13 protein-coding genes are annotated in these 12,113 nt (G+C 45.7%); 8 read left to right on the forward strand and 5 right to left on the reverse strand.

The genetic code is table 11. The features are described from left to right. Positions 1-318: 318 nt before the first annotated feature. Together psbH and F6K53_RS06115 are read right to left on the reverse strand one after the other, a co-directional pair. A complete protein-coding gene (gene psbH, locus F6K53_RS06110) occupies positions 319-522 on the reverse strand; it encodes a photosystem II reaction center protein PsbH (protein WP_293020251.1) in 204 nt (67 codons plus the stop codon). 811 nt (positions 523-1,333) lie between these two features. Next, positions 1,334-1,591 (reverse strand): isopentenyl pyrophosphate isomerase, encoded by a 258-nt coding sequence (locus F6K53_RS06115; protein WP_293066307.1) that lies wholly within the window; start codon positions 1,589-1,591, stop codon positions 1,334-1,336. A gap of 64 nt (positions 1,592-1,655) precedes the next feature. Here F6K53_RS06115 and rpmB point away from each other — a divergent pair, with 64 nt between their 5' ends. Further along, positions 1,656-1,892 carry a 50S ribosomal protein L28 gene (gene rpmB / locus F6K53_RS06120; protein ID WP_293028021.1) on the forward strand — a complete coding sequence of 79 codons (237 nt, stop codon included), beginning with the start codon at positions 1,656-1,658 and terminating at the stop codon, positions 1,890-1,892. Here the strand turns inward: rpmB and F6K53_RS06125 are convergent. After that, the gene (locus F6K53_RS06125; protein ID WP_293028024.1) at positions 1,878-2,042 is read right to left on the reverse strand and encodes a hypothetical protein; all 165 of its coding nucleotides are present in this window, start codon (positions 2,040-2,042) and stop codon (positions 1,878-1,880) included. The two genes, rpmB and F6K53_RS06125, sit on opposite strands and share 15 nt — an antisense overlap. Before the next feature lie 501 nt (positions 2,043-2,543). Between F6K53_RS06125 and hpsA the strand changes: the two genes are divergently transcribed. Beyond that, entirely contained in the window at positions 2,544-7,583 is a 5,040-nt protein-coding gene (gene hpsA, locus F6K53_RS06130; RefSeq protein WP_293035993.1) for a hormogonium polysaccharide biosynthesis protein HpsA, read from the forward strand. Here hpsA and F6K53_RS06135 read toward each other — a convergent pair. Beyond that, a complete protein-coding gene (locus tag F6K53_RS06135) occupies positions 7,556-7,777 on the reverse strand; it encodes a hypothetical protein (protein ID WP_293035995.1) in 222 nt (73 codons plus the stop codon). The two genes, hpsA and F6K53_RS06135, sit on opposite strands and share 28 nt — an antisense overlap. Positions 7,778-7,810: 33 nt before the next feature. Between F6K53_RS06135 and F6K53_RS06140 the strand changes: the two genes are divergently transcribed. The 6 genes from F6K53_RS06140 to F6K53_RS06165 all read left to right on the forward strand — a co-directional run bounded on the left by F6K53_RS06140 (position 7,811) and on the right by F6K53_RS06165 (position 11,939). After that, entirely contained in the window at positions 7,811-8,314 is a 504-nt protein-coding gene (locus F6K53_RS06140; protein ID WP_293066312.1) for a hypothetical protein, read from the forward strand. Between the two features lie 3 nt (positions 8,315-8,317). Continuing rightward, entirely contained in the window at positions 8,318-9,025 is a 708-nt protein-coding gene (gene hpsB, locus F6K53_RS06145; protein ID WP_293035999.1) for a hormogonium polysaccharide secretion pseudopilin HpsB, read from the forward strand. 67 nt (positions 9,026-9,092) lie between these two features. Next, the gene (gene hpsC / locus F6K53_RS06150) at positions 9,093-10,136 is read left to right on the forward strand and encodes a hormogonium polysaccharide secretion pseudopilin HpsC (protein ID WP_293036001.1); all 1,044 of its coding nucleotides are present in this window, start codon (positions 9,093-9,095) and stop codon (positions 10,134-10,136) included. Between the two features lie 152 nt (positions 10,137-10,288). Beyond that, on the forward strand, positions 10,289-10,948 hold the full coding sequence (locus F6K53_RS06155) for a prepilin-type N-terminal cleavage/methylation domain-containing protein (protein WP_293036003.1): 660 nt from the start codon (positions 10,289-10,291) through the stop codon (positions 10,946-10,948). Positions 10,949-10,954: 6 nt separating this feature from the next. Further along, entirely contained in the window at positions 10,955-11,104 is a 150-nt protein-coding gene (locus tag F6K53_RS06160) for a hypothetical protein (protein ID WP_293028047.1), read from the forward strand. Positions 11,105-11,339: 235 nt separating this feature from the next. Continuing rightward, positions 11,340-11,939, forward strand: a complete 600-nt coding sequence (locus F6K53_RS06165; RefSeq protein ID WP_293036004.1) for a type II secretion system protein — start codon at positions 11,340-11,342, stop codon at positions 11,937-11,939. Here the strand turns inward: F6K53_RS06165 and F6K53_RS06170 are convergent. Next, positions 11,933-12,061: a hypothetical protein gene (locus tag F6K53_RS06170; protein WP_293066316.1), complete on the reverse strand. Its 129-nt coding sequence runs from the start codon at positions 12,059-12,061 to the stop codon at positions 11,933-11,935. The genes F6K53_RS06165 and F6K53_RS06170 overlap by 7 nt on opposite strands. Between the last annotated feature and the right edge of the window lie 52 nt (positions 12,062-12,113).

Raw genomic sequence — 12,113 nt, forward strand, 5'->3', positions numbered from 1 at the left:
TTATATAACCTCCTGGGATTTGTCAAGTGCTGGTTTGCTTTTACTGGTTTGCTGTTACTAGTTTGCTGTTCTTAGTATTCCACATTTGACCCAAATTGACCGCTGTTCCGTTGAACTCAGCCAGTTTAACTCAGCCAGTTTAACTCAGCCAGTTTAACTCAGCCAGTTTAACTCAGCCAGTTTAACTAAGTTAGGTAGTCATCCCAGGGACTTCCTAGCCTATCCATTGCTGTCAACAGCATTAAAAAACCCGGACAAGCCGGGAGGGAGCTGAAATATTTGAAATGTTAATGATTAGCAGTTAAGCCATGGAGTAGACTACTGCCCTAGGCTTGTCCAATCAACATTGAAACCTTGAATGATGATTGATTTGTTGTAAATCTGCAAAATAATCAGCAAAAAGACGAAAAATAGCCCCATAAAGACTCCCATTACAGGGGTAGTGCCCCAACCTGGGGCAACTTTGCCATATTCCGAGTTAAGGGGTTTGAGAATATCTCCTAGCCGAGTTTTTTGTGCCATGGGTAAATTGAGATTTATGTTAATTGAGATTTATGTTATTGACATCTCCCCCGTGCGAGGGATTGCTCGCACGGGGGATTCTACAAGGTGCCGAAGTTGCAGCTTGAAACCGTGCCACTTCGCTTCAAGTCAGATAGGATCTACTTAGAAATTTAAACAGAATCCTACCGGTGCGGGAGTGTCAAAGCTCCCATACCTTCTTAAGATTATAGACACGTCGGGTCAAAACCCGTTCTCCATAGGAGACGCGGGGTGCGTTCACTTCGCGTTTGAACCCCTCCTTAGAAATAAGGGGCTATCACGACGAGCGGATGTTTTGATTTCAGCTTACACTAAGGAGGCACTAAACCAAAGACATTTATACTCGAGGTGCAACTATTAGCCTTATAGCTATCTAAACCTTGTGAAACATTATCCACTGTTTTATAATGAAATAAGTTAGTAACTTGTTTAACTTCGGAACACTGCCGCCCAACGAAGAACTAAAAGCGAAGACAGCTGGTCGTAAGTTAAGCGACGTAAAATAATGGACTGAGTGAAGTTACAGTGCGGTTTGAGAGTAGNTTCAGAGTGGCGGTCAGTCTCCCTCAGCGGAATTGGCTAGCATGATTTGTCAGCATGTCTATGACCTGGCACTGATGGCCCAGAAAGGCTTTGATGCCGAAGGCATGAAGGCGTTTGTGGAACGGTCCAATAAGGTTATGACGCGCTTGACGCAAGAGTAATCGGGAGTAGGGAGTAGGGAGTAGGGAGTAGGGAGTAGGGAGTAGGGAGTAGGGAGTAGGGAACTTCCGATTAAGTGCCTACCTACTCACCTAGGATTAATCACTCCCAATCTCCCCATCTCCCAATCTCCCCATCTCCCAATCTCCCCATCTCCCCATCTCCCCACACTCCCCACACTCCCCACACCTCCCCATCTCCCCATCTCCCCATCTCCCCACACTCCCCACACTCCCCACACCTCCCCATCTCCCCATCTCCCCACCTCCCCACCTCCCCACCTCCCCACACCTCCCCCACTCCCCACACTCTCCCGACTCCCGACTCCCGACTCCCGACTCCCCATCTCCCGACTCCCCGCACCATCTCCGAGATATGATCAAGAACAGACGTAAATCAAGAGGTACCCCATGTCCCGTAGATGTCAGTTGACTGGTAAAAAGGCCAATAACGGCTATGCTGTTTCTCACTCCCACCGTCGGACTAAGCGCTTACAAAACGTTAACTTACAGGTTAAAAGAGTTTGGTGGGAAGAAGGGAAACGCTGGGTGAAGCTGCGGATTTCCACTAAGGCGATTAAGACCTTACAGAAAAAGGGCCTGCAAGCAATGGCTCAGGAAGCTGGTATTAATCTAAATCATTATTAAGGGAATAGGGAGTAGGGAGTAGGGAGTAGGGAATCGGGAATCGGGAGTCGGGAGTCGGGAATCGGGAATCGGGAACATTTTAAAACAGATATGATATATTAACCCGATAATTGAGCATCTCCCTATCTCCCCATCTCCCCATCTCCCCATCTCCCCGCACTTCCCACACTTCCCACACTCCCGCCCCATCTCCCCATCTCCCCATCTCCCCATGTTTTTTTCTCTGGGGATGATGGGTTTTTCGCTTAATGTGGGTAGGTTAAATCTATGAGTTTTTGGTAAAGGGGATATAGTCTGCCTTTAGAGGAGGTAGGAAAATTCTAGGTTAGGTAAACTGTTAACAAATCGTGGTATTTTTCGTAAATCTCGATAGTATAATTAAATATTTAAGAATATTCTCTATTCGTAGGTAGACCTAACACTATGGGGTTAACCGTAGATAGGTAATCCTTGGCTTCGTTGAAGCATTTGAATATAGGACTACCAATTAAGGCAATTAAGGTGTTTGACATTGATACAAGCAGCAAAAGCTAATGCACGTCAACTATTGCTAGCATGCCTATTGCCTATTGCCTTGATCTATATCATCTAGGGTGCTTGAACTAGTTCGTATTCAGGAATCTACTCAGGAAATGTGACAGGAAAATCCCTATGTCAACCAGGAAGTCAACCAGGAAGAAGTTAGCGAATGCGATCGCAAAACTACTCAAACAGGTAGTCAAACTCTCTCAAGCCATCACCAAACCTTTGATGCGTTGGCTGTTGCGTAGCTTATTTATTTTACACCGTCGGTCGCGGGTGGCAACCGCTGGGTTTGTGTTACCGACCGCAATTATGGTGACCTTGGTGGTAACCTTGCTGGTAACTGCCATTGTGTTGCGCTCCTTTGACCGGGTCAAAAATGCCAGTAATTATCGCGTCAATCAAGCAGTTTTCAATGCCGCTGCTCCAGCCATTGAGCGGGCTCAAGCCAAATTAGAAGCCTTGTTTGCTGACCCCACCCTGCCCCGCTCCACCCCATCAGAGGAAGCCTTGGAAAATGCGTTCACGAATAGCAAATACAACTTTGGTGATGAAACCCGTTTGACCCTCGAAGACGAAGACAGTGACGGCAAAGTAAGCACCATAGACACTGCCTGGAGGTTTCCGGTTGATACGGATAATAATGGCCTATTCGATAGCTACACCCTCTACGGAATTTATTTCAAAAGTCCACAGCCAAGTCCAAATCAAAACGAAAAAACCAGAACCCCTCTACAAGCGAGAACCCGACCGATGGGGGAGTCTGGCGATAGCAAGCGATGTCCCCTAGCCGCTGACACTAGCGCTAGCCTAGTGGATAATTCCGGGTGGTTTAAGTCCGGGTCGAAGTTAAAGAAAAGTATATTTGTTTACACCGCAACGGTGCCGATTGTAGCTGGGGATAACAACATAGATGGTCAAACCTATGAGGCTTACAAGGGTGAGGCCGGATTATCAGCTCTAGAGTATCAGCAAGACCGAGCCAGAATTCCCCTAGCCAACAATGCCATTGTCTACGAGGATGATTTACAAATTACTCCTGGGGAGGGCATCCAGATTAATGGCCGGATTTTTACCAACGGGAATTTTCTTACCGGTAATGATGAAGGAAGTAATGAGTATTTTCAAGTCAGTAGCCCGGAATCTTGCTACTACACAGAAGAAAACAGCAAGATCGTTGTCGGGGGCAATATGGCCTTTGGTCGTGTTGATCAGGAGCAAGATCAAGACGGAGGAGACATACATCTGTTCAGAGGAGATGACCCACCGGCGAAAGTTAAGTTAGGCAAAAATGAAAATAAATCTGTTGACGCACCACCCAATCAGATTGGGGATAACAGCCAAGCCTACACGGACCGAATTAATGATCTGGTAAATGCTGTCAACGCTAAAGCTCAGGGTGATGAACGAAAAGAACTAGAAAGATACTTCAAAGACCGCACCCGTCGTGTTCCCTATGCAGAAGTTCCCGATGGTGAAGACCCGGGAAATGCAAAGATCCAAGGTACTGGTGACGAGCTTCGACCCCAGGATGATTGGATATTCCCTTATAAACCAGGTACTAGCAACAGTAACAATAAGCTGAAGCTGAATATCAATGGAAACACTCTCAGTCCGGCAGCAACGGAACCAAGCCTACAAGAGGAACGAGGTACGGAAAAAACAATTGGCGATCGCGTTTTGATCGGTCATGGCTTACCTGCTCTATGGTGGGATAAAAATGCACAGCAATTCCAGGGTGCCAGAGCTCAACAAGCCATAGATGATACGGTTGAGTGGGATGACTTTCAGGATGAGGACAATAAGCTGCGCTACCGCACTACCCAAATCACTCCCTTATCTGAGTTAGGGGATACTGACCGCAATGGTTTCTGGGAAGCAGCAGCAGCCAGGCAACCGGTTCAGCCTCTGGAAGGGTATGGGGGATTGCGGGTAGTCACCGGTGCTGGGATTTATGTGGATGATGATGAGTTGGGTCTGTTGACGAGAACCAAAGGACAACCTAATTTCCCTCGCGATAACGGCAATACTCTTAATAATCCTGATTTGGAATCTTATTTGCCCCCTCCTGGTTGGGATATTAGGTTTGTCGATCCTGGAAGTCGGCGTATTGATGACAGAATACAGGTAAATGACATAACAGCCCAATTGAGAGGATTCCCTATACGTGTCTGGCCAGATACCATGCCCATGCATGGTGGTGTAGAGGGTGATTTAACTGGAAATAATAATGGTAAGACTTCTAAGGGTGATGACATTACTGATTTTTACCAGCAAAGTGACCTATTGATGAGGGCAAGCGCGGTTTATCACTACACCCAAAACCCAGGAAAGAACCCAGAAGAAGAAAATTTTGACCAAGAACCGATTGCCTGTGTCAGTAGCTACTATGACCCCACAGATGAAGACTCCGCTAAAAATAGAGTTTCATCTGGGGGTGGGGATTGGGACGACCTAGAGCGATTTGATCCTAACAACGGCAGGTCTAACAATGGCATCGTTTACGCCTTTCCTGGTAGAAATGCTGGCAACCCAAAACTGCAACGACAATCCCGATTAGTATTTCCCAATGGGCGTCTTGTCAACGAACCCTTGAGAAGAGCCTTAAACACACCAGCAGATGAGCTCACCCTAGCTGATTATTCAGCCATTGATACTGCAATTTGCGCCTTAGCAATTTTAGACGGTGCTACTCCTATGGGTGATCCACCGATCCCTCATGGGGCAATCTACGAACAGTCCTTTTTGAATGCCAGACAAGTCCAGGATATTAATCAGGCTCCTAACCAGGCCAATAACTATAATTTATCTGAGCATACCTATGACCTAGGGATAGAAGACCGTCAGCCTCTGGAAATCAGGGCTACGGTGTTGGATCTCAATCTGCTCAGAACAACACCAATTGATGGATTAACCAACGGTAAAGGTCCCACCCCAGAATTTCTGCTACCGGATAGTGGGGTTATCTACGCCACCCGTGATGATGCTTTACCAGACCTAAGTCGGAATGATCCCAACGCTACCCGTGAAGAAAATCTCAGCTCCAGTAGCGTAGACTTTACCCTAGACCCCACCCGCCGTCCCAATGGAATTATGTTACGCAATGGGACAGTGCTAGCCCGTCAAGACGAAGATAACTCATTTACATTGACCGATCCGCCAGGAGCAGAGAAAGGGTTAATTTTAGCTACCAATTTGCCAGTGTATATCAAAGCCGATGACAACGTTATCAATGGGGATATAAAATCCGGCTTTAATTTACACCAAACCCCTGAGGGAAAGTTGGTGGAAGAGTTTACACAGCAGCTACAAAATAAAAAGTGGGATGATGGCAATTTCTACGGTCGTGAAACTCTCGACGGAAACTTTGCTTGTCGCCAAAAGGATGATAGATTGGAAAATTGTAATTCAGGGGATTTGTGGCGACCAGCAGTAGTGATTGCTGATAGCGTTACCCTACTGTCTAATGATTTTGAGTTTGGTTACCGCTCCGATGGGGACTATGACCTGAGGGGAATACCAATGGGTATTGACTTAGACCTGGATGATGACTTAATAGACCTTGTAAATGAGGCTACATATGGTGCTGACCTGAATGGCAACGGTGTCACAGGTGCCGATCAGGTTTTAGAGTCTCAAATTGTCATAGGTTATGACGTAAACGGGAATGGTGACTTAGCAGACACTTTCGATGAAACACAGATTGGCTTTGACCTCAATGGTAATGGTAATGCAACTGAAATTGGGGTTCCCGAGTCTCAGATAACTGTTGCGGCAGGACTAAAACTTAATGGCATATTTGACAATAATTTTGTCACTAGTGCCAACTGGTGGGATGTCAATGATGACAATATTATTGATAATCCAGATGGGAGGGGCAACCCTCAGCCTAGTCTTGATTCAAGACCTATTACTATAGAAAATCCGAACCCTAGAAGAATAAACAGTTCCTACCTCAGCAATTTTGTCACTCCCATTCAGCGACGGGTAGAATTTCCAGAGTATGTGATGGAAATCTGTCGGAAAGTTCCAGTTTCAGCTTGTACACCTGATGACTGGGTGGTTAGTGCACAAAACGCTGCTACACCGCAAAAGGCTAGTAACCTTGTAACACAATCTGTCAATCTACTTTTCTCCGGCACAACCGCAAGACCTGCCATAGATCCCGACGATCGACGCTATCCCCGTCGCATTGCTTTCCAACGAGATCCTGCTAAAAATAACAACTTGGTTCTCAATGACGGTCTTCCGATTCCTCTGGGAATCAACGGAGCTGATGGAACAGGAGATAATAGTGGGACTGTCCAAGAATACCCATACAATAGTTTCAGCCCTACCAAAAGACCTCGATTAGCACCACATGCTCTGTGGTATAAAACAACTAGAAATCAAAGTGATCCTACCGATGATGGTCGTCTAAGCTTCGGTGGTGAAAGACCACTGTTTTACCAAAAGCCATTACAAAACCCAACAACAGAGCAACCGATGTTGGTACCAGCCCTACAAGTTCACTCCCTGACTGCTCAACCAAGAATAAACCAAAACGGATTCCCGATAATACAATCGGAATGTGTGGAAATCGAAGAGGGCTGGACACAGCGAGCCAATGAAGACGGAGAAACCTTCAATTTAGTGATTGCTTCCGGGGATAGTCCCCCAAGCCCACAGGAAAATAATGGTGGTTTAGCTAACTTCGTCCGTTACCTAGAAAACTGGCAGCAACCGGGTGGAACTTGCGGCGAACCAAAGGGTATTCCGGCTCGGATCAGCGGCTCCCTGATTCAGTTCAAGCGTTCGGCCTATGATACAGCCCCATTCTGGCATGGCCCCCAGGATGCCCCGAATATAAACGTCCCCAGTCGATTTGGATACGAGATAGATCAGGATGATCGAGCTAATGGGTCCTTTATGCCCTATGCCACTGGTAATGGCAAACTGCCCTATTACATGGCACCCCAACGTCGATATGGTTTCGATGTGGCTCTGCTGACTCAGTTACCAGACCTGTTCTCTGGCCTGTTTACCACTCCCCCAGCGGGAGACCCTGATGAGTTTTTCCGCGAAGTTTCCCGAGATGACCGATGGGTCAAAACCTTACTGTGTGCTGAAGACGATAAAGGAAATCTAGCGGTTAACGGGCGCTATTGCCCGTCAAAAAACGGTGCTTGAAGGTTGGAGGTTGTTTGGTTGTTCGCGTAGCGTGGCCTTTGGCCAAGGTTGTTTGGTTGAAGGTTGGAGGTTGTTCGCGTAGCGTGGCCTTTGGCCAAGGTTGTTTGGTTGAAGGTTGGAGGTTGTTCGCGTAGCGTGGCCTTTGGCCAAGGTTGTTTGGTTAAAGGTTGAAGGTTGAAATTATGAATAATCAAGCACGATTGTAATTAATCTGAGGGTGGTGGGCAGTGCCTAGCACCCTGATTTGCCGGGAAATGAATTGGTCTCAACTCCTACATCTACTCCCTACTCCGGTTCCCCCCTTATTAAGGGGGGTTAGGGGGGATCGAACACTCCCTGGTTGGTGGGCAGTGCCAACCCAAGCCGATGGCAAGGAAATCAATCTAACTCAAGCACTGGCCACCCTACATCTACTACATCTACTCCCTACTCCAGTTCCCCCCTTATTAAGGGGGGTTAGGGGGGATCGAACACTCCCTGGTTGGTGGGCAGTGCCAACCCAAGCCGATGGCAAGGAAATCAATCTAACTCAAGCACTGGCCACCCTACATCTACTACATCTACTCCCTACTCCAGTTCCCCCCTTAATAAGGGGGGTTAGGGGGGATCGAACACTCCCTGGGTGGTGGGCAGTGCCAACCCAAGCCGATGGCAAGGAAATCAATCTAACTCAAGCACTGGCCACCCTACATCTCTCCCGACTCCCGACTCCCTTAATAATTAATACTTGAACCATGATTAATCCCCAGAAGCAACAACCCCTTTCCCAATCATCAGAGGCTGGTTTCACAATTATGGAATCCTTGATGGCAATGCTGATTATTACAATTCTGATGCTTGGCATCTCACCCATGATTGTCTTAGGAGTGGCAAATCGAGTCCAGTCGCGACGAGTAGAACTAGCAGTGCAAGCGGCTAGAGCCTATATCGATGGTGTGCGGAGTGAAGCGATTGACCCTCCTGAACACACGGTAATTATGAAAAAGGAAGATATTTTAACAAAAAGAGCTGAATTTGCTAAGGTTGATGCTCCTGAACAATCAGACTTGAATTGTAAAAAAAATTTATATTGCGAGAATAATCAGAACAAGAGTATTTACTGCGTAGATCTCGATGGCGGTGGCTGTAGCAGTGACAGTCCAAGAGACTTAATCATCCAGGCATTTGGGAGTATCCCTTCATCAAGTGTCAAAAGTCCTCGTATCCCTTCCTCAAAAGCCACAAGTACTGATGAAAACTATTTTCTGGGGGTGCGGGTTTACCGAGCGGATGCCTTTGGTAATAACAAAGATAAGTTGGAGATTGGTGAGAAGGGGGCTAAGGCGAAAGCGATTGGACCTGGATTAAGCGATCGCAAAGCCCCCCTAGTGGAAATGACTACAGAAATTACCACAGGTACACCCAGTTATAGCGATTTTTGCGATCGCCTAGGTTGTAACTAATGTTGTAACTAATACGGTCACTACTATCAGAAACTAATCATATAAATCACAAGCAAAAACCCCAACCATGATTAGATTACTCAGAACCTTACTCGCCCACCAACTGAAAAGCAACAAGCCTAAGCTCAACCATGGCGGCTTCACTTTAATTGAACTGCTGGTGGCAATGATCGTTGCAGTACTGATCATCGCACCACTATTGAGATTTATGATTACTATCGTCGATACAGACCGTAAAGAGCAAGCCAAGGCTACTTCAGAACAAGAAATCCAAGCGGCTATGGACTACATAGCCAGAGACTTGGAGCAAGCGGTCTATATCTACGATAACTCTGGAGTAGAAAGAGACCATAACGACGAACCGGATGACTCTGGAATCCGAAACCAAATCCCACCAGTTGCTGAAGCACCAGGTTGTAAAACAGATAACTGTCAACCTGTGCTGGTATTCTGGAAGCGGAAGCATTTTGATAGAGATGACAAAGTCAATGGCACAAGGATTGGCACTTTAACCAATGACAATGATACCTTTGTCTATGCTTTGGTTGCCTATTACTTAATCACTGAAGAAAATGATAATTGGTCAAATATTGCTAGAATTGGTCGGTTTGAAATTCGTGATCAAGTCATCGATGAAACTTCAAATAAAGCCAATCAAGTTGGTATACCTGCTAGCCCAGGCTTTAAATCTTTTGATCTCGACAAGAAAGGAAGCACTCTCAAGCAAAAGTTGAATCAGTGGGAAAAAGGGGCTGATAATTACGAGACTCAAGTTCAAATCTTGGTAGATTACATTGATAACACAGCTGATAACACAGCAACGGCAATAAAACCAGATTGTCCAATTGTGTTTCCCCAAAACGCCCCTGGTATTTCACCTAAAGAAATCAAACAGAAAGAAAAAGATTTGCAGGTTCCAAGTCAAATAAACGGTGGGTTCTATGCCTGTGTGGATGCAGAAAAAAGAATCGCCCAATTATTTTTGAGAGGGAATGCTTTAGCTCGGCTTAAGAATAATCCAGAAGACTATGAATACACACCAGAGCGGTATAGCTATTTCCCTACCGTAACCATGCAAATTGAAGGACGGGGTTTCTTGAATATTAACTAATATAGCAGTTTTTAATTAAGTGAGGTACGTTTTTTTTAAGGCAAGAGGCAAGAGGCACAAGCTAAAAAATTCTGTGTACCTCAAGGCTGATTCAGCATAATACTCAAAAATACTCCTATTCCCTGTTCCCTATTCCCTGTTCCCTTTGCTATATGTTTACATCTCAACTAAAAATGTTATATTATCAAACCATAAAAGCGAAATCAAAGCAGGATGCTGGCTTCACGTTGCTGGAATTAATAGTAGTTATCTTACTAGTAGGAATTTTATCCGCCATTGCTGCTCCCAGCTGGCTGGCTTTTGTGAATCGACAGCGCGTGAATAAAGTGAATGAGAGAGTATTAAGTGCAATCCAAGAAGCCCAGCGAGAAGCGAAAAAGAAAAAACTCAGCTACAGTGTTAGTTTTAGGATGACCGAGGATGAAGGTCCACAAGCGGCAGTTTATCAAGATAAGAATAATAATGGGAAAGACAACACACCAGAGACCTTTCAATGGCAGAGTTTAGTTGGTGATTTAGGTGTCAAACCGGAGCAAGTTTGGGTGGGTACAAACCTAATTGATCACAACAAATCTGGCGGAACGTTATCCATTTTGGAAGATGAGAGAAAAATTACCTTTGATAACCAGGGCGTTCTCAAAAATGCACAAATTGCCCCAGATGACTTTGGCTTAGCTATCGTAGTAGCTATTCGCGATCCTAGGGATAAAGATAACCCGATTGAAGCAACCAAGCGATGTGTAAAAATAAAAACTATCTTGGGTGCAATGGAAGCTAATAAAAAAGGGACGGAATGTAATCTTTCAACATAGTGTTGAGTGGGGTATAAAGTTGACACTACCCGCGTCTTTAGACCGGGGAGTGTCAATTCACTACTCCCTACTCCCTACTCCCTTCGCTATAACAATAAAGCTAAACCAAAGACAACCGAAAAATTTCTGAACTCGATAATTCAAAACCTTTTTTGATTCAGAAGATTCTCCCTGTTAGTCGTTCAAAAAATTAAATTTAATCGAACTATATCAAGCAACAATTAAACCGAGATCTTGCACCATTGTCATTAATCGTAGGGTGGGCAGTGCCTACCTAGGCGCTTTGCAAGCTTCTGAATCTGTCTGGGGCACTGCCCACCCTACATGAACCAAGCTTATTGATAATGGTGCAAGATGTGAGTTAAACCTACTTAAATCAGGGTAATATTTCATGCAATTTAATAGCCAACAGGGCGATCAATCCCGAGCTGATGCGATCGCTGGATTCACTGTACTGGAAACTATTCTGATAGTATTAGTAGTTGGAATATTGGCTGCGATCGCAACCCCCAGCTGGCTTACCTTTATCAATCATCTGCAGCTCAACATAGCCCAAGACCAAATCTACCGAGCCATGCGGATTGCCCAAAGCAACGCTAAACGAGACAAAGCGACCTGGCAAACTAGCTTTCGAGAAAAAGATGGCATTGTCCAGTGGTCAATTCACCGAGCTATGGGAAAAACATGCATCGAAAATCAAGTCCATTGGCATAGCCTTAACCCTACCATCGCCATCTACAAAGACAAAAATAAGAAAGGTAAATCCGAGACCACCCTAGCCAAACCAAAGGGAGACTGTTCAAATACTGGACCATGGCGAGTCCAGTTTAACCACAAAGGAAACACCAACGGACAACTCGGACAAATCACCATAATCACCAAGAATAATAGCACCACCCAACGTTGCGTCTACCTATCCACCTTGCTCGGAGCCCTACGCAAGGGTAGATCTCATCCTAAACCGAATAACAGTAAGAAGTATTGTTATTGAGGGAATCGGGAATCGGGAATCGGGAATCGGGAATCGGGAATCGGGAATCGGGAATCGGGAATCGGGAATCGGGAATCGGGAATCGGGAATCGGGAATCGGGAAAACTGATCTGACTCCCCATCTCCCCACACTTACCACACTTACCACACTTACCACACTTACCACACTTACCA

The organism is Moorena sp. SIO4A1 (assembly GCF_010672065.1).
Taxonomy (GTDB): domain Bacteria; phylum Cyanobacteriota; class Cyanobacteriia; order Cyanobacteriales; family Coleofasciculaceae; genus Moorena.